We start from the raw sequence: 19830 nt of genomic DNA, 5'->3' as shown, positions 1-19830 counted from the left end.
CTATGCTTCCGAAGCTTTCCTTGTGGAGTGGACAATTCCCAAAGTAAAATCTTATAACTATAATCCCCCTGTCGTTTCAGGGGGACTACCTGCTGCTAATTACGCTACTTTAATTGCTTTTCCGAATGGGATCTTCGGCATGAACTTACCGGAAACAAGCCAGAACAGCTCAAAATCCACTTTCTCCAAATCCTCAGGTAAAAAGCCAGTTACATCTGTGATATAAAACAATGTATCAATCTTCTCTTCCTTTGCCCACTCAAGCACTAATGTATAGGAAGATTTCCCGTGGTTATGGTAGGTAATAGTATCGCTTTTGACAGGGGTGATACTTCTTATTTTGAAATCGGCTTGAACCAAGATGGTGTCTGGTTTTACTTTTTCAAACAACGTGACAATATTGTTAATTAAAATGGTGGGTGCTTCCTTGGTGGATGTATCGACCGCTAATGCCACCTTTTTATCCTGGCGTTCTTGAATCATTGAAAGGATTCGCATATGCCATTTCATTACCGTTTTCCCCCTTGTTTGGAATGAGCGAGCGATATTATTTTAAGTCATTCCATGAAGGAATATAAATGGATAATTATCACATTGACCGAATTTTGAAACAAAGCAAACAACATATATTTGGCTAAAACGGGAACATTAGATTTATGGCACTTTTAGCGGTAACGTCCTTTTAACACCTAAAAAGCCATCACCTTATTCCTGCCGCAATTTTTGGATAAGTATAACCCTTCATCGGCACGTTTTAATAACATATCAATATTATCGAATGGCTGATACTCCGCTACACCAAAACTGGCTGTCAGTGCCCCCGCTTCAGTAAAAGAATAGTCCTCAATGATTCTTCTTAGACGTTCTGCTAATTGAAGGGCATCACCTCCACAGCTTTCTGTTATCAAGATAAACTCTTCGCCGCCCCAGCGGCCAAACATGTCCCCTTGCCGCAAATTCTTTTGGACGAGACTGGCAAATTCAATTAATACCGAATCCCCGGTTTTATGGCCAAATCGATCATTCACCATCTTAAAATGGTCGATATCAAAAAAGATAATGGAAAACGGCTTCCCTGTGACTTCCGCGTCTCCTGTCATTTTTTCCAGCCATTCATCAATTTGATGACGATTGGCAATGCCGGTCAATGAATCAAGAAAGGCATGCCTTTTTACTAATTCCACTTCGGTGAACACCTTAAATAAATGCTGGGCAAAGAAAAGAACAATAATATATACCAAGGTTGCAATATAAAACTGAAGGAAGGAGTCCACTGATTCAGCCGGCAGCCGGCCAATATATAGGAGGCCGTTTGATAGAGTAATAATAAAAATGACCAAAGAAAAATAAAGGCCGCGTTTCTGCCCTAGCGTAAAAAAAATAAACAATATATACAAGGGCATCCAGACAATGAAATCCCCCAGTTCTCCCCCGCCGGATTGAACAATCCTGTAATAAATGGTTGTAGCGACTTTTGAGACATGATAGATACTAATCAATAATAAATTCGAGTACTCAACCATGGCTGTGAACCGATTTAAAACCAATAAAACCCAGCTGACTGTGAACCATACAATCATGGCAAAGTTTATGATGGCAGTGAGCTTAGGTTGAAACAATAAATTTTCCAGAATACTGTTTGAAAGAAGCGAAAATACTAAAATTGGCAGAACCCATAAATAAATCAACCTTTTCAGTTCAGCAAACGATTTTAATGATCTTGCCATTGACTCCCTCTCCCGACTATTCATTGTCGTTTGACCTGGGTGCATTTCATATGACAAACAGTTTATATTTACTACCGAAATTTCCCTTTTTATAAAAATTATGTATTCTATTATTATTGTACTGTAATTGGATAAATTTTCATATCATTGTTTTTTGTTTTGTGTGCTAAAAGTACCTCCTCTTTATTTAGGTAAAATAGGATAAAAACTCCAATCAGCAGAGTCAAAAAGCAGCGATAGTCTTTAACAAAGCCTAAAAAAAGGTGCCTGATACAGTTTGTATCAAGCACCTGGTTTTGTTATATTTATGCTGCCTGTTCTTCTGAGTTGTCTTTAAGATCGTGTCCTTCCCACTTCGAGATAACGATAGCGGCCAAAGAGTTTCCTACAACGTTGACGCACGTGCGGGCCATATCGAGGATACGGTCAATCCCGGCAATAAAGGCCAAGCCTTCCGCAGGAATACCGACACTGCCTAATGTCGCCAAGAGAACAACAAGGGAAACCCCTGGGACACCCGCTATACCCTTCGAAGTGACCATCAGCACAAGGACCAATGTAATTTGATGGGTAATGCTCATGTGAATGCCGTACATTTGCGCGATAAATAACGCAGCGATTGCCTGATAAAGGGTAGAACCGTCAAGATTGAAGGAATAGCCAGTCGGAATGACAAATGAAGTAATGGCTTTCGGACAGCCGATTTTCTCCATTTTTTCCATAATTCTTGGAAGAACGGCTTCCGAACTTGCGGTTGAATAGCCTAATAATAATTCGTCTTTCAAGTACTTCAACAACTTGAAAATGTTATAGCCGACAATCTTTGCTGTAAGGCCCAGTACAACGATGATGAAGAAAATCATGGCACCGTATACGACTAACACTAATTTCCCAAGAGGTATTAATGATGATAAACCAAACTTGGATACGGTCACCCCGATTAGCGCAAATACACCAATAGGCGCTACTTTCATAATTTGGTTTGTGACATAGAACATAGCATCAGCAGTGCCTCTAAAAAATTGAATTAAAGGCTGGCCTTTTTCCCCAATAGCTGCTACACCAAGTCCAAACATGGCTGAGAAAAAGATAATGGCAAGCATATCACCGTTGGCTAATGACTGAATAATATTCGTAGGGACAATATTGACAAAGGTATCGATTTTCGAGTGCGACTGTGTGGTTTCAGCTGTCTCTACATACGTATTAATATCCGTTTTCGTTAATTGAGACATATCGACTCCTGTTCCCGGATGGAACAGATTGGCTGCCAGGAGGCCGACGACAATCGCAACCGTCGTAATGATTTCAAAGTATAGCAGGGTTTTTCCGCCGAGTTTACCTAACGTTTTCATGTCACCCGTACCGGCCACACCAACGATAATGCTGGATATGACTATCGGCACGACAATCATTTTAATTAAACGGATAAAAATATTTCCAATTGGCTGCAGGATTTCGGCTACTTGAGGATTTCCGTAAAATATCCCGCCAATAACAATACCAAGAACTAAACCGATAAAAATTTGCCAGGCTAGGCTAATTCTTTTCATTTACACCTCTCCTTTTTTCTATGATGATAAAACAATTTAATTTCTAATTTTATCCTATATGAAAATAATAGTAAATATCCTATTACTCCTATTTTAATGTGATACTAGAATAATTTTAATAATAATCAATGGGATAATCAATCTGAAATACATTCCAATTTCCTATAATGCTTTGGAAATAAGGATATCTTAGGGTATTATAATACTATACAAATAGTTTAAAAGATTCAGAATGGAAGGTGCGGCATGTTAGAGAAATTTCCTATCTATATGAAGTCTCTTGAACAAGATCGGCAAATAACAGTATACCTCCCCAAAACCTATAAAACGGATGACAAACATTATCCCGTTTTGTACATGCACGATGGACAAAACGTGTTTGAAGACGAAGGTGCCATCAACGGGGTCTCCCTTGGCATGAAGCAATATTTGGATGATACCCGCATGAACATAATTGTAGTAGCAATTGACCAAAATAGCCAAGAACGAATCAATGAATATTGTCCATGGAGACATGGCCCGTTAAGCCAGGAAATTCTTGGATTTGATTGTCCTCTAGGAGGCAAAGGCGAGGCTTATCTAGATTTTATCGTGAATGAACTAAAGCCGCTTATGGACGAAAAGTACCGGACACTTCCGGACGAGACGGCAATGTCAGGAATCTCTTTAGGTGCACTGATCAGTACCTTTGCTGCTTGCCGGTATCCTGAGATTTTTAGAAAAATAGCTGTCTTTTCTCCAGCCTATTATCGCAACCAGGAAGAAATCGAGAAATTATTAAACGGTTCAGATCTTTCCGCCATTGAAAAGTTCTATATGGACATCGGAACAAGGGAAGTACCGGACAATGCGGGAGAAAGTGAACTTTTTGTTTATTTGTCTAAAAGAGTTTACGAAATTGTGAACAGCAAAATTAGCAATAGCCGATTTATAGAGATTGACGACGCCGAGCACCATTATAAGTTCTTTAAGGAAAGAATTCCTGCCATGTTGGCTTATTTATTTGGTGATGAATTGAAAAAGGAGTGAAACTATATTGTTTCCACTCCCATTTTTTATTATAAATGAAGCACCATTAGTTCAACGTCGTAATACACTTCATCGATTTTTAAAGCTTTTTCCTCGCGCCCGAATACTTTAAAACCCAATTTACTGTAGAGTCTTTTTGCACTTTGATTGCCTTCTGTAACGACTAGATTTAATTTTTCAATAGCCCCCAATGATTTGGCAAAACCAATGGCTTCTGTCAGTAAAGCAGACCCCACTCCCAAACCTTGTTTTTCAGGAGTCACGTACATGGCAACAATATTTCCGCAATGCCGGATTTTGGGTGCCTTTTCCTGTGTGAGCGTGACCATCCCAATCAGCGCCGCCCCCTCAAACGCCCCAAATGTATAGGCATCTTCTTGTGCTAGATTTCGGGCCGTTTGCTCTACCGGGTTCTCCCTGGCGAGCGCTTCTTCATAACTAGTTAAAAACGCCGTTGGATTATGTTTTAACGCTTCTAATCTTAGATCCCAATAAGTATCCGCATCGGCTGCATACAGACGCCTGATTTCCAAATTGCATTCCCCTTTCTTTATTACATTTATGTATGAAACAGCTGGTTGACCTCTTTCTCCAACTCCTCTGCCAAAGGAAATGATCCTTCATGTTTCAAGCTTTTTACGATGTTGGTATAATACCACTTTTGCTGATCTTTTCCGCGTTTAAACCTGGTCCATACTTCTTCTCCATTTTGTAAGAAGTCGTCTGAAATGGAACGGATATTATGCAGTTTATCCGCACAGGCCACCGCTTTTATGTCATGGGATGCCGACTTTAAAAATTCAATCGTGTGCTGTTTTCTCTGTTCCCAGGAATGCGACTTATTCGGTTCGGAGCACCCCTCCACGATAGCCGCAATCTCAGGTCCGAATTCTTGACTGATGTCCTCCAAGGTAACAGGAGTATCCTCAACGGTATCATGCAGGATACCTGCCGCCACTAGGTGATCGCTGTAGCCAGCCTTCAATAATAGCATGCCAACAGCGGCCGGATGGGAAATATACGGGATATCCGTCCCTTTCCGGCACTGCCCGGCATGGGCTTTGGCCGCAAATTGAAGCGCATTATCAATCAAATCCATTTGAATCCCTCCTTATGACTTTACCACCTTTATTGTAACATCTGGTGTTGACCGGTATGGAATTTAATTAATAGCAAAGGAGCCGCTGCTAGCGGCCCCTTTCCTCAAACGTATTATACTTTCTCGCCCTTTTCCATTACTGGAGAAAGCGATCCTTTAAACAAAGGGACAAGGAATAATACACCGACAATAAACAGAACGGCAGACGTTTCATAAATCGTTACCAGTGAAAACGTCTGTTTTAACCAGCCGCTCATTGTCATCGTGATAACGTTCGTTCCCATAAAGACGGGATTAAGAATTCCGTTTACCCGTCCGATGAAGTTAGCCTCTGTGTTTTTCAAAATCATGGTATTAATCCCAATATGGATACATGGCATAAAGATTCCGCAGATAAATTCAACGGAGAGTGTAAGCCAGAACAATTCCGAGAATCCCATGATCAGGAAACCGATGGCATTTACCGTCATCCCCATGGCAAGCAGGATTTGCGGCGGAATTTTTTTCGCCATTCCCACCGTAATCCCACCGCCCAAAATCATTCCAACCCCAAATGCCATCATCAGCCATTGCATTTGCTCTTTTGGCAGACCAAGTTGCTCCGTAACGAGAAAAACGGTTAATGGCTGCGTCAGCCCCAAAGCCAACCCGGATGCGGCAAAACACCCTCCAAGCAATGTCAGCGGCCGGCTGTTCCATACATAACGAAAGCCTGCCTTCATTTCTTCCATAACGGTTGAATCTTCTTGTTTTTCGTCTTGTGCTTTATCAGGCGGGAGCCGGAATAGAATCCCTGCTGACAGCAAGAAGGCAATTCCCATAATCGCAATCGCAACGTCGATGCCGTATTGCTGATAGACAAACGTTCCAATCACCGGCCCAAGGATCATGAACAAGGCAAACAGCGTTTGATAGAGCGACATTCCCATTTGGACCAATTCTTCTTTTACATGCAGTTTAAACAGCTTCATTCCCGAAGGCTGGGAAAATTGCGACAGAATCGAAGAGGCAAGCGTGGCAAAGAATACGACTTTCCAGCTGCCAAACACGAGGGTCAGCAACACCACAAAAATAGAGACGGCACTTAAGAAATCACACCAAATCATCGTCCGTTTTGGCTTCCAGCGGTCAGCAAAGGTTCCCCCGATAAACGAAAATAAAAAGATGGGGGCGAACTCAGCAACAGAAATCAGCGATACCGCGACCGGGTTTTCATTCGTCTTTTCAACAACAAATAGTAAGACCGAGTAATTTCTTACCCAGATGCCAATTTGCAGGAAAAGGGTAGAAAGCAAAATGGTTTGAATGACCCGGTTGCGGAATAAAGTACCCACGGAAATGTCAGCTTGAGCTTTTTCCATAAAAAAACCTCCTTATCCATAAATCTGGAAAGGAGGAAAATGAGCGCAGAAAGAAGTCGTAATATCATACGGAAATCTTTCATATAAAAAAGCTCAAACCAATCCTATCCAGAAAATTTTTCGTCATGATACGAATAGCTTCTCAAATAGGACTAGTTGATCATTGGCTTTTTCGTCACCCTTCCGAAATGAAATGTAGTTCTATCTTACTGTAAATGGATAGAAGATTCAAGAAATTTTTACACTTTTTGTTAAATTGGGATGGAAGCTATTCATGCATACCACTGTCCCGTCAGGATAAACTATGAGAGGCAATTATAACCGTGCTTTTAGAATCTTAAGGGGTGATTGGAATGGCAGATACTTTGGGCCCGATTGACTATCAAACAGGCAGTTCGATTCGGACATTTAATATTTTAGATACCCGTGTAAGTGAGGAAGGTTATGATGTTGTGTTAAATATTGACCTGGATAGCGGTTATGACCTAGAAGGGGTCAAGATGCAGATATCATTTGACGACCTGACGGCCTACGAAACGAAGGATATCCATGAAGCAGTAAGATACGCTTTGGGATTTTTTGATCCTCAGCCATAAAGAAACAGCAAAGGAAAATGTCCATTGTAAAGACTGGCCCATTTTCCTTTTTATTTGATCTGTTAAACGATAATGTTGATTTACTAACTCTGTTGATTGGAGCAGAGAAGCTCGACTTCTGCGGGAGAGACCCCGCAGGTGCTTCCAGCGCCGAGGAGGCTCCCCGGCAGCCTCGTGGGTTCGCTGAGCAACTTTCGCGGAAATCAACAGCCAAATTTAAAAGAGCCTTTTTTTTTCCCATATTATCTATTCACCGTAACCTCCGAAGCGCCTTCATCGTCAATAAAGTAAAGCGCTTTAAAGGGTGAAGAATGAATGGAAAAACCAAAAAGCCCCTTTGACCTCATGCAAAGAAAAGTGCAGAAAATCTATAGGGAGAATCTAGCTAGACCAACAAATAAGCAAAAGGAGTCAAGGGACACCTTGATATTTCTTGGTTTTATTGTTTTTGGATTTATTATATGGGGAATTGTAGAGCGGATTTTATTATAGCAATGGTTAATCTGTACCTGCTTATGTTAGCTTGTTTTTCAAAATAAATGCTTGGAGGTTGTCAATTACTAGCCTAACAGCTCCGAGCGTAGCAGAAATATCTCCCGAAACTTCTAAACTGTGGTCGGCCTTTGGAATCACTACGGTCCTTACAAGTTTATTCTGTTTAAATGACTCCACCCGTTCCTCCATAAAATGGTGGTCATTACTCCCGATAACGCAAAGGGAGGGTACCTCTGTAGCCAAAATGGCTTGATAAACCTTCTCGTCTTTAAGAAGTGGTGTAAGCCATATTCCAAACGACTTGTGAATGAAATTTTGCTGTGCCCATTCCAAAGCCATCGGAATGGTACCAATTGATTTGCTTAACAGGAAACACTGTTTATATTCAGCATCTTTTAATACCTCTGCCACCGTAGCCTTAACATCCTCGTAGATCCATTGTTCCTGTTCAGCATCAGGCAAATTCGCGAATTGCTCATTTTCCTTGAATTGATAGTTAACATGAAGAACATCTATGTTTTGGGTCATACACACATTAGTCGCATAATAAAACAAAGGCAGCTGTGTTGTATAGCCAATTCCGGGCAGCATAATACAAATACTTTTATTGGATTTTTGTCCCCGTAACCAGGTATAAGGAATGGTTGAATATTCATTTCTGACAACTTTACCCTCTGTCATTTGAAACATGTTCCATCCCCCTCTTATGTTGTTTTCTTTGAAACGTCTCTCTCCAATCGTTCAATGACGCGGGGCCCAAAGAATAACAGATGCACCAATTATGCAAATAGCGGCTCCTATCCAGTCATAAAGATCAGGTGTTTTTTTATCCACTAGCCATCCCCATAATACGGACAAAACAATAAAGACGCCTCCATAGGCCGCGTAGACTCTGCCAAACGAAGGAAATGCCTGAAAGGTTGCAATTACTCCATACAAGGCAAGAATAATTCCACCCAATATCCCCAGATAAAATGGTTTTCCTTCTCGTAAAGACAGCCAAACAAGATAACCGCCGCCAATTTCAGCCAGTCCAGCCAATGTAAATATAAAAATAGCTTTCAACCATGACACATCCTAACTTGTGCAGTGTAACCGTTACTTCCCACCATTATATCAAAGCCTTTTTTACAAGACACCTTTGGAATCTGTTTATTGGGGATTTCCTGATATATTAGGATTTTTCCCGATATATCGAAATTTTTCCTGATATATTGAAATTTCCCCTGATATATTGGGATTTTTGAGGTTAGTCTTAAAAGTGGACACGTTAAAATGAGATTTAGTTTATAATACAATCATCATTAATAAGGGACGTGTTCACTATGGGTAAGCACCATACTCAAGAATACAGGGATTATGTTTGTAAATTAATTGTTGAAGAAGGCAGGAAAGCTACAGATGTCGCATACGAGCTTGAAATATCCACTAAGACGATTAGCCGGTGGGTGACAGTTTATAGAGCGAAAATAAATGCTGGGAAGACAAGTGAGAACTATATTACACCCACAGAACTAGAAAAACTAAAAAAGCAACATGAGAAAGAGCTTCAACAGTTAAAAGAGGAGAATGAAATTCTAAAAAAGGCCATGCACATCTTCACGAAAAACCAAGCGTGATTTATAAATTTATTCAAGCCCACTCTGATGAACACACTGTGGCGAAGATGTGCAAAGTTCTTAAAGTATCATCAAGTGGCTACTATAAATGGGTCAAAAATCTGAACAATCCTCTTTCTGAGAAGGAGGACTATCGTTTAGAGCTCCAGCAGAAGATTAGTAAGTCCTATCATGAAAGTTTTGGAACGTACGGTAGTCCTAGAGTGCATTCTGATCTTCTGGACTGGGGATATATCATTTCCCAAAAAACGGTCGCTCGAATGATGAAAGAAATGGGATTAAAAGCCATTCCAACAGAAAAGTTTGTGGTTACTACGGATTCCAATCATGACTTAAATATTTATCCTAACCTTTTAGATCGCCAATTCAACGTAAAGGAGCCTAATCAAGCCTGGGTAGCTGATATTACGTATATTTGGACACTTGAAGGATGGGTTTATTTATCATCGGTCATGGATTTATTTTCTAGAAAAATTGTAGGGTGGAGTATGGCTTCACACATGAAGAAAGAGTTATCCATTCAAGCGTTAAATATGGCGATTGTTTCAAGGCAGCCTGGAGAAGGCTTAATTCATCACTCGGATCGTGGTTCTCAGTATTGTTCGCATGATTATGTTGATATTTTGAAAGAGAAAAAATTGCAAATCAGTATGAGTAAAAAAGGCGACCCGTACGATAATGCTTGTATTGAATCGTTTCACGCAACTATCAAGAAAGAGCTAATTTACAGGAGACGCTTTACTACAAGGGCTGAAGCTATAAAAGCCATTAATTATTATATTAGTGGTTTTTATAACGAAAGACGAAAGCATTCGACCTTAGGAAACCAATCACCGAATCAATTTGAGAGAAGTCACCAACAAAATGAAGTAGAAAAAATCTCGTAATATAGCCATTTGGTGTTAGAAATAGTCAATCATGTTTTTCGATTGACTATTTCTAATACGGACCAAACGAAGTGCGGTAGTGGTTTTGTTTAATAATATCTCAAATTTTATTGTCCACTTTCTTGACAGAAGACCATTTTCACTGATATATTGGGATTTTCACTGATATATTGGGACTCCAGAAATTGGCCCTTACCGTGTGCTATAGAAGACTTATTTCCACAATCGGCTGTACATGATGAAACAAAAGAGAATGGCAGTTAATGGCCATTCTCCTTTGTTTAAGGATTTGTATTTTTTTCGAATAAAAAAAATATATAATCAGTAGGAACTCCCTTAAACCCTAGCTGTCTCAAAATAGCGGTAATATTGCCGCGATGATAGGTTCCGTGGTTAGCAACATGATGGAAAAGTTCTGAATAACTGGTGGTTAATGTTCCATAGCTGGGATGATGGATACTCGTCTGCTCATTCCATTCTTGATTTTTTATAAAAATTAAGGTATTTCTCTCCTAGTTTTGCATAATTTTGCTCAAGTGTTTCCAAATTTCTCTCGGATTTTTCTTTGCTTATTTGAGCTACCCCCTCAATAACCTCACCAAAGCTGTCTCCCCTTATCGTCCGCAGCCAGACATAATCGGTCTGGTACATATGGAAAAGGGTTTCGTAAAGGGATGGAAAAACGCTGTCTACTTCTTGAAAGCAAATATCGGAAGGCAATTCCTTCAAATGGTTAAAAACTCGCTGATTTGCCCATAAGTGGTACTCTATCAGTTGTCCGCCCAAGCTAATTCCTCCAATCTATCCTTTATAGGCTTCATTTGGTCCAAGCACTCGTTTACCCGTGTCCGGTACTTCCTGCCTCTTGATTCGAATTTTTTTCCCTTGAGCTTTTATCCATGAAAATTGGTTTATCTCAAACTATTCTTCTTTTTCACGATCGATTCCTTCTTGGTATTGTAACTCTTTATAAAAAAAGAGAACACTTCTGGACTTATAGATAAGTCTTAGAAGTGTTCTCTCATAGATACACCGATTATTTTGCTTCAGCGTAAAGTTTGTTGACTTCGTCCCAGTTCACTACATTGAAGAATGCACCGATATAATCAGGGCGTTTGTTTTGATATTTTAGGTAGTAAGCATGCTCCCAAACATCAAGGCCAAGAACTGGCTTTTTGCCTTCCATTAATGGGCTGTCTTGGTTAGGTGTGCTGGTAACAGCCAATTTGCCGCCATCAACAACAAGCCATGCCCAGCCAGAACCGAAACGGCCTGTAGCAGCTTTTGTGAATTCATCTTTGAATTGGTCGAAGCTTCCAAATGCTTCGTTGATAGCGTCAGCAATAGCACCAGTTGGAGCGCCGCCGCCATTTGCAGAAAGCAAGTTCCAGAATAGGCTGTGGTTAGCATGTCCGCCGCCATTGTTGCGCACTGCATTACGGATATTTTCAGGAACAGCGTCAAGGTTTGCGATTAACTCTTCAACGCTTTTGCTTGAAAGATCATCATGGCCTTCAAGAGCTGCATTTAAGTTATTTACGTATGTAGCATGGTGACGGTCGTGGTGAATGTTCATTGTTTGCTCATCGATATGAGGCTCAAGTGCATTTGCTGCATATGGTAATGCAGGAAGTTCGTATTTTGCCATTTTTCTTTCCTCCAATTTCAATATTGATTGTTTACTTACTCATTATAGAATAGGATATTTAACTTTTTCAACTAATAAGTTTAAAAATAAGTCATATTCTTGAGAGTAAAAAAGAGCTGTATGGGGACAGCTCTTTTTTAGCGTATTAGCTTTGCTTAACAGGATATTCCTCACCAATCGCATGCAATCGCTCGGCGATCTGTTCTTCGGTTAATTCATGTTCCTTTACATAAAGGTTTCTTGGATGCACACGGCATTCGTGGGTGCAGCCGCGCAGATATTTATGCTCATTTTCTTCGGAGCAAAGAATTTGCTTGTTGCATTCAGGGTTGGCACAGTTTACGTACCGCTCAGACGGTTCACCTGAGAAATAGTCTTTCCCTACAATGACATGTTCCTTTTGGTTGACGGGAACGCTGATCCTTCCGTCAAATACATAACATTGGCCGTCCCATAGCTGCCCTTGTACTTCAGGGTCTTTACCATAGGTGACAATCCCTCCATGTAACTGCCCAACATCCTCGAATCCTTCTTTTACAAGCCAACCTGAAAACTTCTCGCAACGGATTCCTCCGGTACAATAGGTTAGTACTTTTTTTCCTTCGAATTGTTCTTTGTTTTCCCGAATCCACTCAGGAAGCTCACGGAAAGCCTTGATATCCGGGCGGACAGCCCCTCTGAAATGGCCAAGGTCATATTCGTAATCATTTCTGGCATCAATGACGACCGCATTGGGATCTTGCATGGCTTCATAGAACTCTTTTGGACTTAGATGTTTACCAGTCACTTGGTTTGGATCTATATCGTCTTCCAGGCGGAGCGTCACAAGCTCTGAACGAGGTCGGACATGCATCTTTTTAAAAGCGTGCCCCTCTGATTCATCGACTTTAAACACCATTTCTGCAAACCGGGGATCCGCATGCATTTTTTCCCTATACTTATCGGTTTGTTCGACCGTTCCGGATACCGTTCCGTTGATTCCTTCGGCAGCCACAAGAATCCGGCCTTTTAAACCAAGCTCTTTACAAAATTGTAGATGCTCTGCTGCAAATTCTTCTGGGTTTTCAATCGGCGTATACATATAATACAGTAATACTCGATATGGTTTTGTTTCTGTCATCTTCTTTTCCACCTATCTGTTATATTTGCAAGATATACCATTTAGGCTGGGTTATATATGAACCACTTATCTCTTACAAATGAAATATTTTTTATAAATAGAACTGTTCAGGAATTTTCCCGAATTTTCGGCGGTGATATAAAAGCGGGTCACTGTTGGCACTTTGAATATCAATTACCTCACCAATTAAAATCATATGGTCTCCGGCTTCAATGGTTTTAAACGTCTTACACTCGAGAACCCCAGCAGCCCCGGAGATAATCGGCAGATTGTTTCCCGACAGCTTCCATTCGCAATTATTAAACCGATCTGTCCCTTTTGTAGCAAACAGGGCACATACATCACTCTGATCTCCTGCAAGGACGTTTACGGCGAATTTTTCGGTATTGACGAACGACTCATACGTTCCAACCCGTTTATCAATAGACCATAAAATCAACAGGGGATCGATTGAAACGGATGCAAATGAATTGACGGTAAGGCCAAGCGGCTGATTATTTTCATCAACAGTTGTCACAACCGTAACACCGGTTGGATAATTGCCCATTACCTCTTTAAAAAGGGTTACCTTGTTTTCCACGCTTTTACACACCTTTCCCTTCGCAAATAATATTCATACGCTGTTTTTCTATTTATTAAACATTAAAGTATAAAAACCAAGGATAATTATATCATCTATGTTAAAAACTAGCTTGTTAAATGTTTTGGCTGACTTAGCCTTTTTTTCCAATCAGGCGCAGGGTAAATGATAGCTCTAATATATCTTTCCCTGTCTAATCCACTTTGTTGCCACCCATTTCTCCCCTTGGGCAACCGGAATACTGGTGTGCAGGGACATCCGGTCCACTTGCCCCTTACTGTTTCCATAGTGGAAATAGACAGCAGTTCCTTTTTTCGGAATAATGGTGACTCCCGCTTTTGGAAAAACGGTCTCGCCTCCGGCTGGAACATCATTTAAATAGATTAATAGAGTGCCGACACGCTGACCTCCTTGCTCAGGCTTTACCCTGTTTGAAGGAAAATAGTCAAAATGGGGCTTATACTCTTCACCAATTTTGTAGTTTAACACCTGGAGTCCTTCTCCGTTTTCAATCGGATAATGGGTCAATTCGGCAATCCGCTTTTCTATGGCTGAAACCAGCCAATTTTCGCCCACAGAAAAATACATTCCTTTACTGGTTCTGCCCGGAGCGGCTTTTTCCTTCCCAGTTTCGGAATCAATGATTTGGGAGGGCTGCAAGCGGTCCCTGGATAGATTGATGAGCTGATCGCACTCTTCATAGCTTAATAGATTATCTAAATGAAGAATAAATGGGTGGTCCACTCGGGAGAGGACTGTGATGTCTCGATCACTGGTAGTAATGATATTTCCCTTATTCCCGATTTCCGGTACTTCGTATGCAAAAGGAGTTGGGCTGCTGCCCTCGGTCTTAACCGATTGATTCCCGACCATACGCAAAAGAGTCTGATAAGCAAACGTTTCATCAAATCCCTTTTTAATCATGGCCGCAGCAATTGCCTCAGGGGAAGCGCCACTTTTTAAGGTATTCATAATCCAATCTTTGAATTCAACTGTGATATGCTTGATTTTCTCCACTTACTACCTCTCCCTCCAGGACGAATCGCAAATCCCACCTATTTGATTTAAGCCTTGATATAATTATACTCTAGTTCATCTTCTAGTTCATGGTAATTCACATGTAAATCATGGCCATCAAAATACCATAAATCCGATTCTTCAATAAAGAATAAGACGCCATCTTGCTCAATGCTTACGGCAATATCAAGTGGATCCTCCTTTGTAAAAGCCAGTGTATACCCTTCCTGCACAGGACTGGAACCATATATTTTCACATAAAACCTGACTTTATCTCCACTCTTTAAACCGACATCGTCCTTAAACCATTTAAACGCCTGTTCACTGATGACAATCTCCATAACGTGATTCCTCCATTAACACAATATCAATCAATTCTTCGCAGTCTGCTATATAGGTTTCGTTAACCTTATCCAATGTATTCACCATAACAAACATCTTCTCGGTCAATTTATATTTAAATAGAACATTTGTCAACCAATCGAATTGACATGTATGATAAAATAAAAATGTTTTTATACCTTTTGGTTTCAAAATGGGGACAGTCCCCCATCACTTTAACGCATTAATGGAACGGGGGCCTGTCCCCCGCCGTGGTAAAGCGTTAATTCAGCGGGGACTGGCCCCGATTTAGGCAGGTGAATGATATGGCAGCAAGGTTTTCTACGAAGGATAGAATTTTGGAGTTGTTGAAGAAGGAGTCAAGTTTGACGGTTGGTGAGTTATCTAAGTTTTTGGGGATAACGGAGATGGCGGTCAGGAAGCATTTGAATGTATTGGAGCGGGATTCTTTTCTTGTTGTGACGGAGGTTCGTCAACCGATGGGGAGACCGATTCAGGTTTATTCTTTATCGCCGAATGCGGATGGCTTGTTTCCGAAGAATTATGAAACGATGATGATTGAGTTTCTTCGTGATCTGAAGGAGCTGCATGGCGACGAAATCATCGATTATCTCTTGGAAAAAAGAAGTGAGAGACAAAAAAATGAATACCTGCCGAAAATGCAAGATAAGAGTTTAGAAGAAAAAGTGGAACAGCTGAAGGAGATCCAGGTAAAAAAAGGCTATATGGCTGAACTCAAAAAACTGGGTCAAAATCAGTTTGAATTAATAGAATACAATTGTCCGATTTTTTCAGTTGCCACAGAACATAAACAAGCTTGCACATGCGAAACCAATATGTTTAAGCGTGTCCTGGGCACCGAAAATGTCAAAAGGATCACTTGTAAAACCGATAACGAGGACCATTGCCGCTTCTTGGTTGAAGCTTAAAAATATAAATGCTGACCAGTCTAACCGGTCAGCATTTTTCAATTCATCTTGGGCTTCGGATACACCACGATCATTTTATAAAGAATAAACAAAACCAAAAAGATTAACACTAACGAAATAACAGGATTAACGAAGAAAAGATTCCTGATTAAAGCATAGAGGATTAACGGAGTCGTGGAAGCATGGAGGGACATCTTCCAAAGAAGCGCATATTTTATTTTTCTATGCGTTAGTTTATTCATCAACAGTCCCACAGCGGCCACCAGAGAAATCCCCAAAATACCCGTGAAGATGCTTTGAAACGGATAAAAAACAGCAACTTGGAACATAAATACACTGCGAGGTACATCATTAAATTTTGAATCATACGACGATACTAACTTCAATAAATCAGGCAAAGTAATCAACAGCATCAGCAGTGCAAAATAAATGACCGATATGCTGATTTTACTTTTATTAATTTTTAAAACCGCCTTTTTACTCGGCAGCATTAAGCTGTTCACAAAGGAGGAAACGATCCCCATTTAATTAATCCCCCATAAATCAAGTAAATTTTTTATGATCAACGATTAACGATAAATCGATAATTCCTCTTCAATTTTTTCTCTAATTAATGTTAAGCATTCTTCTTGAGTTTTGGCAAAAATTCGCTTTCCATTGACAATGGCATACGGCCGTTTGGCACACATACCGCAAAAAGACATGCATTCATTCCGGATGACAGCCACTTCGGGATACTCCGTTTCAATTATTGCTTCCAGGTCCAATAGGCTCATCAGGTTGGAATCACAGATTTCTACTACCACAATCCCAATGACAAAACACCTCCTCTATACACGTCCGGTTTTAATACTCATCTTAACCAGATTGATCTATTATTATCATTACTCTTCTTTAAGATTAACGGCCACTAAACTATTTTTATACAAAAAGGTTTAAAAAGCAAAGGAAAAACATCTCATTGCAATTCTTCAGGTGTTCTCCATTTTAAAAGGACTAAAAAGCTTCTAGCTCTCTAGTCCTTTCATTCTTAAAACTTATCTTTTTAACAAATCATTCCTTAATGGTGTAAAGGTGTCGATAATGGCACCTGCTTCTAATGCCTTGGCCCCGTGTTTGGCTCCACCTGGGATAAAGATGGTTTCTCCCGGTCCGATTATGGTGGTTTCACCCTCAATTGTAAAGGCAAATTTCCCCCTTAGGCAATAGGTTAGCTGCTCGTGGGGATGGCTGTGTTCATAGCCCTCTGCACCCGCCTCAAAATGGACCTCCATCATCATAATGGAATCTCCGGGAGGGAAGATTTTTCTTTTTACACCTGGTTCTGCCGATTCCCACTTCATTTGATTACTCATCCTAATCCTCCATTAATAGGCTTTTGATACTTCCACGCGGAATGTTTTCCCATTCTCAGTTAAGTATAAATGAACTCCGTGGTCCTGGTCATCCCTAAAATACGAAACGTATTTCTTTTCTTCTTGGTCTTCCAATAAGGCGGTATAGGAGGTATTTGTACAAAAAAAAGAGCTGACATACTCAGCTCAAAAGGGATTTTTCATTATTCAGATTGAATTTGCTTATTATTTTCCAATAAACTCCTGTGTCCAGTAATTGCCATCCGCTACATAACCCACACCGATATAGTTAAAGTTCGGGTTCAAAATATTCGCACGGTGGCCTTCACTATTCATCCAGGCATTCACGACTTCTTCCGGTGTCTGTTGCCCCATGGCGATGTTCTCACCGGCATAATTATAAGTAATGCCATATTGTTTCATCATATCAAACGGTGAACCATAGGTTGGGCTCGTGTGACTGAAATAGTTATTAGCTGACATATCTCGTGACTTTTCATGTGCCATTTTGCTAAGTGTTGTATCCACTTTTAGTGCAGAAAGACCATTTTTCGTCCGCTCTTGGTTCGTCAGATCAACAACCTTTTGTTCATAAGCACTTAGCGCAGAGTTCGTTTCGGTTGCAGCCGGCTGCGTCGTGGTTGTGGTCTGTTGTGTTGGCTGTTGAGCTGTTTGGGTCGACTGCTGCTGGGCAGGCTGCTGGACCGTTTGCGTTGGCTGTTGTGATTGTGATGTCGGAGCAGTCTGGCTTACCGTCTGCTTAGGAGCAGTAACCCCCCATTTTGCATAAAGGTCCGCTAGCATTTTATTAATATCGTTATTATTAGATGTCTGGTAATAGTATACTTTTTGCTGTGTTGTTTGTGTGTCCAACGTTGCTGCATGGGCTGGCGCTGCCAAAGGACTTGCCATGATGACAGCCGCTGCTGCACCCATTGTCAGGATTGCTATTTTCTTCATAAATTTCATCCTCCCTGAAAATTCTTGCCGTTGCTTTGCCCATTCATCATAACATGAGATTTTTGTCATATTTCAGGAAGGATTTAGCAAAGGAAAACTGAACTATATGCCTAAATCTGTTCAAGCCAGCATTACAAAAGCATCTTGCAGCGTAATCTTACTATTTTGCTTTTTTAATAGACTTTGGCATTCATTCCATATTTTATATAAAAATAATAGGTTGACAGGTTTTTATTTTCCCTGCTTTTTTAACAACTATTTCAGAAGCATGACGCGGCTTACAATCCCGTTAAACCACTAAAAAACTATTTAACTTCTTCTTTTCCGTGGTCCTTATATTTTTTAAAAAGATAATAAACGGCAAACGCGGCAACGATTAAAACAAGGACGACAGCCCAAACTATGTATACAGGATTCTCGTTTATCTCTTTTGGAAGCAAACGATTTGCAAGCGGCCCGACCGCCAAGAAAATTGGGATGACAATGGATATCCATGATTTGCTATAGAGGGCCGAAGCTACAAAGATTAGGATACAGATAGCCACAATCACGTTATTCTGCAGAGTGCTGGCCACAAAAACAGGCTTTTCTGTCTGTTCCCTTAGCCACAATAACAGGACTACTCCTAAACCAGTCACTAGTAAACTGGTAAAAAAGGAAATAACGTAACCCCATTTTGAACGGTAAAACTTAGGAATCCATTTAACAAGCAGGATTCCATATGCCAGTATCCCCATTACCCCGCCGGCCACGGCAACCCACAAGACGGCAGCGGACAGGGCAAAATTCCCTTCAATCGCCGGACCAAGGCTAAAATATGCTGCCAACAAGAGAATCACCATCGGGATGATGGCAATCGTCTGCCGAAAATCGGTTGGCATTGAATCCCCTATACTCCTCATGTAATCTTTTGGGCTCATTCCAATAATATGGCTGATATCCTTCCCCGCGGCCTCTGCCTCCAGTAAATGATCCTCCAGCTCTTCCGTTATCTCATTAATTTCTTGGTCATTTTTTCCCCTTGACATCAAATACAGGCGCAGCTCGATTAAAAATTGTTCGGACTGTTTCGAAAGCATTATCCCTCATTCTCCCCCTTATTTAACACATTATGAACAGATGCACTTAATTGCGCCCAACGCTGAATGAATTCGTCCAGCTCCTGCTTCCCTTTTTCAGTCAATGAGTAGTATTTACGCTTTGGCCCTGCTGTCGATTTTCGCAATGTGGTGGTGACAAGTTTTTCTCTTTGCATTCTAAGCAGCAAAGGATAAATTGTCCCCTCACTGAAAGAGTGAAATCCGTATGACTCCAACTTGGCCGCCAGTTCATATCCATATATTTCCCCTTCATTGATGATAGCTAACAGGCAGCCGTCCAGTATTCCCTTTAACATTTGTGTCGTATCGGCCATGAAAGTAGTACTCCTTTCAATACCTTGCATTACAAGTTATATTCATCTTACTCCATACTACCTTGCATTGCAAGATAGTGTTATGAATAATTTCAGGAA

Annotated in this window: 26 protein-coding genes; 5 read left to right on the top strand and 21 right to left on the bottom strand. The window is 40.7% G+C overall.

From position 1 onward, the window contains the following. Nucleotides 1–99: 99 nt before the first annotated feature. The 3 genes from ACY8D0_RS00885 to ACY8D0_RS00875 all read right to left on the bottom strand — a co-directional run bounded on the left by ACY8D0_RS00885 (nucleotide 100) and on the right by ACY8D0_RS00875 (nucleotide 3280). Entirely contained in the window at nucleotides 100–510 is a 411-nt protein-coding gene (locus ACY8D0_RS00885; RefSeq protein WP_462408634.1) for a vWA domain-containing protein, read from the bottom strand. Between the two features lie 179 nt (nucleotides 511–689). Further along, nucleotides 690–1727: a GGDEF domain-containing protein gene (locus tag ACY8D0_RS00880; RefSeq protein ID WP_462408633.1), complete on the bottom strand. Its 1038-nt coding sequence runs from the start codon at nucleotides 1725–1727 to the stop codon at nucleotides 690–692. 305 nt (nucleotides 1728–2032) lie between these two features. Continuing rightward, nucleotides 2033–3280, bottom strand: coding sequence for a cation:dicarboxylate symporter family transporter (locus ACY8D0_RS00875; RefSeq protein WP_462408632.1), 1248 nt, complete (start codon nucleotides 3278–3280; stop codon nucleotides 2033–2035). A gap of 246 nt (nucleotides 3281–3526) precedes the next feature. Between ACY8D0_RS00875 and ACY8D0_RS00870 the strand changes: the two genes are divergently transcribed. After that, nucleotides 3527–4309, top strand: a complete 783-nt coding sequence (locus ACY8D0_RS00870) for an alpha/beta hydrolase (protein ID WP_462408631.1) — start codon at nucleotides 3527–3529, stop codon at nucleotides 4307–4309. A gap of 29 nt (nucleotides 4310–4338) precedes the next feature. On the opposite strand, the gene ACY8D0_RS00865 is transcribed toward ACY8D0_RS00870, so the two are convergent. From ACY8D0_RS00865 to ACY8D0_RS00855, 3 genes are all read right to left on the bottom strand, one after another. Continuing rightward, nucleotides 4339–4842 (bottom strand): GNAT family N-acetyltransferase, encoded by a 504-nt coding sequence (locus ACY8D0_RS00865; protein ID WP_462408630.1) that lies wholly within the window; start codon nucleotides 4840–4842, stop codon nucleotides 4339–4341. A gap of 26 nt (nucleotides 4843–4868) precedes the next feature. Next, complete coding sequence (locus tag ACY8D0_RS00860; RefSeq protein WP_462408629.1) at nucleotides 4869–5408, bottom strand: HD domain-containing protein; 540 nt, start codon at nucleotides 5406–5408, stop codon at nucleotides 4869–4871. Nucleotides 5409–5521: 113 nt separating this feature from the next. Continuing rightward, nucleotides 5522–6769: an MFS transporter gene (locus ACY8D0_RS00855; RefSeq protein ID WP_462408628.1), complete on the bottom strand. Its 1248-nt coding sequence runs from the start codon at nucleotides 6767–6769 to the stop codon at nucleotides 5522–5524. Between the two features lie 353 nt (nucleotides 6770–7122). Between ACY8D0_RS00855 and ACY8D0_RS00850 the strand changes: the two genes are divergently transcribed. Next, nucleotides 7123–7365, top strand: a complete 243-nt coding sequence (locus ACY8D0_RS00850) for a hypothetical protein (protein WP_462408627.1) — start codon at nucleotides 7123–7125, stop codon at nucleotides 7363–7365. Nucleotides 7366–7878: 513 nt separating this feature from the next. Here the strand turns inward: ACY8D0_RS00850 and ACY8D0_RS00845 are convergent. Both ACY8D0_RS00845 and ACY8D0_RS00840 read right to left on the bottom strand, forming a co-directional pair. Then, the gene (locus ACY8D0_RS00845; RefSeq protein WP_462408626.1) at nucleotides 7879–8550 is read right to left on the bottom strand and encodes an alpha/beta family hydrolase; all 672 of its coding nucleotides are present in this window, start codon (nucleotides 8548–8550) and stop codon (nucleotides 7879–7881) included. A gap of 51 nt (nucleotides 8551–8601) precedes the next feature. Continuing rightward, nucleotides 8602–8925, bottom strand: a complete 324-nt coding sequence (locus ACY8D0_RS00840; protein ID WP_462408625.1) for a YnfA family protein — start codon at nucleotides 8923–8925, stop codon at nucleotides 8602–8604. Nucleotides 8926–9185: 260 nt separating this feature from the next. Here ACY8D0_RS00840 and ACY8D0_RS00835 point away from each other — a divergent pair, with 260 nt between their 5' ends. Both ACY8D0_RS00835 and ACY8D0_RS00830 read left to right on the top strand, forming a co-directional pair. Further along, complete coding sequence (locus ACY8D0_RS00835; RefSeq protein ID WP_462408624.1) at nucleotides 9186–9479, top strand: transposase; 294 nt, start codon at nucleotides 9186–9188, stop codon at nucleotides 9477–9479. Then, a complete protein-coding gene (locus tag ACY8D0_RS00830) occupies nucleotides 9476–10366 on the top strand; it encodes an IS3 family transposase (RefSeq protein ID WP_462408623.1) in 891 nt (296 codons plus the stop codon). Before ACY8D0_RS00835 ends, ACY8D0_RS00830 begins: the two co-directional genes overlap by 4 nt. A 281-nt stretch (nucleotides 10367–10647) precedes the next feature. Here the strand turns inward: ACY8D0_RS00830 and ACY8D0_RS00825 are convergent, their stop codons facing one another. The 7 genes from ACY8D0_RS00825 to ACY8D0_RS00795 all read right to left on the bottom strand — a co-directional run bounded on the left by ACY8D0_RS00825 (nucleotide 10648) and on the right by ACY8D0_RS00795 (nucleotide 15072). After that, nucleotides 10648–10824, bottom strand: coding sequence for a DinB family protein (locus ACY8D0_RS00825; RefSeq protein WP_462409910.1), 177 nt, complete (start codon nucleotides 10822–10824; stop codon nucleotides 10648–10650). Between the two features lie 10 nt (nucleotides 10825–10834). After that, complete coding sequence (locus ACY8D0_RS00820; protein WP_462408622.1) at nucleotides 10835–11152, bottom strand: DinB family protein; 318 nt, start codon at nucleotides 11150–11152, stop codon at nucleotides 10835–10837. Nucleotides 11153–11402: 250 nt separating this feature from the next. Continuing rightward, nucleotides 11403–12014, bottom strand: coding sequence for a superoxide dismutase (locus ACY8D0_RS00815; RefSeq protein WP_462408621.1), 612 nt, complete (start codon nucleotides 12012–12014; stop codon nucleotides 11403–11405). A 145-nt stretch (nucleotides 12015–12159) separates the two neighbouring features. Then, nucleotides 12160–13134, bottom strand: coding sequence for an oxygen-dependent tRNA uridine(34) hydroxylase TrhO (gene trhO, locus ACY8D0_RS00810; RefSeq protein ID WP_462408620.1), 975 nt, complete (start codon nucleotides 13132–13134; stop codon nucleotides 12160–12162). Between the two features lie 91 nt (nucleotides 13135–13225). Then, complete coding sequence (locus ACY8D0_RS00805) at nucleotides 13226–13681, bottom strand: flavin reductase family protein (protein WP_462409909.1); 456 nt, start codon at nucleotides 13679–13681, stop codon at nucleotides 13226–13228. A gap of 207 nt (nucleotides 13682–13888) precedes the next feature. Further along, nucleotides 13889–14731 carry a 2OG-Fe(II) oxygenase gene (locus tag ACY8D0_RS00800; RefSeq protein ID WP_462408619.1) on the bottom strand — a complete coding sequence of 281 codons (843 nt, stop codon included), beginning with the start codon at nucleotides 14729–14731 and terminating at the stop codon, nucleotides 13889–13891. 47 nt (nucleotides 14732–14778) lie between these two features. Then, nucleotides 14779–15072 (bottom strand): HesB/YadR/YfhF family protein, encoded by a 294-nt coding sequence (locus ACY8D0_RS00795; RefSeq protein WP_462408618.1) that lies wholly within the window; start codon nucleotides 15070–15072, stop codon nucleotides 14779–14781. 306 nt (nucleotides 15073–15378) lie between these two features. Here ACY8D0_RS00795 and ACY8D0_RS00790 point away from each other — a divergent pair, with 306 nt between their 5' ends. Next, nucleotides 15379–16002 (top strand): helix-turn-helix transcriptional regulator, encoded by a 624-nt coding sequence (locus ACY8D0_RS00790; protein WP_462408617.1) that lies wholly within the window; start codon nucleotides 15379–15381, stop codon nucleotides 16000–16002. A gap of 38 nt (nucleotides 16003–16040) precedes the next feature. On the opposite strand, the gene ACY8D0_RS00785 is transcribed toward ACY8D0_RS00790, so the two are convergent. From ACY8D0_RS00785 to ACY8D0_RS00760, 6 genes are all read right to left on the bottom strand, one after another. Further along, on the bottom strand, nucleotides 16041–16526 hold the full coding sequence (locus tag ACY8D0_RS00785) for a DUF1189 family protein (protein WP_462408616.1): 486 nt from the start codon (nucleotides 16524–16526) through the stop codon (nucleotides 16041–16043). Between the two features lie 45 nt (nucleotides 16527–16571). Continuing rightward, complete coding sequence (locus ACY8D0_RS00780; protein WP_462409908.1) at nucleotides 16572–16817, bottom strand: YuzB family protein; 246 nt, start codon at nucleotides 16815–16817, stop codon at nucleotides 16572–16574. 222 nt (nucleotides 16818–17039) lie between these two features. Then, a complete protein-coding gene (locus ACY8D0_RS00775) occupies nucleotides 17040–17357 on the bottom strand; it encodes a cupin domain-containing protein (protein WP_462408615.1) in 318 nt (105 codons plus the stop codon). Nucleotides 17358–17582: 225 nt separating this feature from the next. Beyond that, complete coding sequence (locus ACY8D0_RS00770; protein WP_462408614.1) at nucleotides 17583–18317, bottom strand: CAP domain-containing protein; 735 nt, start codon at nucleotides 18315–18317, stop codon at nucleotides 17583–17585. A gap of 305 nt (nucleotides 18318–18622) precedes the next feature. Next, nucleotides 18623–19396, bottom strand: coding sequence for a hypothetical protein (locus ACY8D0_RS00765; RefSeq protein WP_462408613.1), 774 nt, complete (start codon nucleotides 19394–19396; stop codon nucleotides 18623–18625). After that, complete coding sequence (locus tag ACY8D0_RS00760) at nucleotides 19396–19731, bottom strand: PadR family transcriptional regulator (protein ID WP_462408612.1); 336 nt, start codon at nucleotides 19729–19731, stop codon at nucleotides 19396–19398. The genes ACY8D0_RS00765 and ACY8D0_RS00760 overlap by 1 nt, the downstream gene beginning before the upstream one ends. Between the last annotated feature and the right edge of the window lie 99 nt (nucleotides 19732–19830).

Source organism: Neobacillus camarae (assembly GCF_054950115.1).
This window is presented reverse-complemented; position numbering and strand designations above follow the sequence as displayed.

Excerpts from the sequence above, each read along its gene's own strand:
- ACY8D0_RS00875 (WP_462408632.1), bottom strand. The coding sequence starts at position 3,280 with ATGAAAAGAATTAGCCTAGCCTGGCAAATTTTTATCGGTTTAGTTCTT.
- ACY8D0_RS00760 (WP_462408612.1), bottom strand. The coding sequence starts at position 19,731 with ATGGCCGATACGACACAAATGTTAAAGGGAATACTGGACGGCTGCCTG.
- ACY8D0_RS00855 (WP_462408628.1), bottom strand. The coding sequence starts at position 6,769 with ATGGAAAAAGCTCAAGCTGACATTTCCGTGGGTACTTTATTCCGCAAC.
- ACY8D0_RS00870 (WP_462408631.1), top strand. The coding sequence starts at position 3,527 with ATGTTAGAGAAATTTCCTATCTATATGAAGTCTCTTGAACAAGATCGG.
- ACY8D0_RS00765 (WP_462408613.1), bottom strand. The coding sequence starts at position 19,396 with ATGCTTTCGAAACAGTCCGAACAATTTTTAATCGAGCTGCGCCTGTAT.
- ACY8D0_RS00880 (WP_462408633.1), bottom strand. The coding sequence starts at position 1,727 with ATGGCAAGATCATTAAAATCGTTTGCTGAACTGAAAAGGTTGATTTAT.
- ACY8D0_RS00795 (WP_462408618.1), bottom strand. The coding sequence starts at position 15,072 with ATGGAGATTGTCATCAGTGAACAGGCGTTTAAATGGTTTAAGGACGAT.
- ACY8D0_RS00775 (WP_462408615.1), bottom strand. The coding sequence starts at position 17,357 with ATGAGTAATCAAATGAAGTGGGAATCGGCAGAACCAGGTGTAAAAAGA.
- ACY8D0_RS00835 (WP_462408624.1), top strand. The coding sequence starts at position 9,186 with ATGGGTAAGCACCATACTCAAGAATACAGGGATTATGTTTGTAAATTA.
- trhO (WP_462408620.1), bottom strand. The coding sequence starts at position 13,134 with ATGACAGAAACAAAACCATATCGAGTATTACTGTATTATATGTATACG.
- ACY8D0_RS00850 (WP_462408627.1), top strand. The coding sequence starts at position 7,123 with ATGGCAGATACTTTGGGCCCGATTGACTATCAAACAGGCAGTTCGATT.
- ACY8D0_RS00845 (WP_462408626.1), bottom strand. The coding sequence starts at position 8,550 with ATGTTTCAAATGACAGAGGGTAAAGTTGTCAGAAATGAATATTCAACC.
- ACY8D0_RS00815 (WP_462408621.1), bottom strand. The coding sequence starts at position 12,014 with ATGGCAAAATACGAACTTCCTGCATTACCATATGCAGCAAATGCACTT.
- ACY8D0_RS00790 (WP_462408617.1), top strand. The coding sequence starts at position 15,379 with ATGGCAGCAAGGTTTTCTACGAAGGATAGAATTTTGGAGTTGTTGAAG.
- ACY8D0_RS00785 (WP_462408616.1), bottom strand. The coding sequence starts at position 16,526 with ATGGGGATCGTTTCCTCCTTTGTGAACAGCTTAATGCTGCCGAGTAAA.
- ACY8D0_RS00770 (WP_462408614.1), bottom strand. The coding sequence starts at position 18,317 with ATGAAGAAAATAGCAATCCTGACAATGGGTGCAGCAGCGGCTGTCATC.
- ACY8D0_RS00805 (WP_462409909.1), bottom strand. The coding sequence starts at position 13,681 with ATGGGCAATTATCCAACCGGTGTTACGGTTGTGACAACTGTTGATGAA.
- ACY8D0_RS00885 (WP_462408634.1), bottom strand. The coding sequence starts at position 510 with ATGAAATGGCATATGCGAATCCTTTCAATGATTCAAGAACGCCAGGAT.
- ACY8D0_RS00860 (WP_462408629.1), bottom strand. The coding sequence starts at position 5,408 with ATGGATTTGATTGATAATGCGCTTCAATTTGCGGCCAAAGCCCATGCC.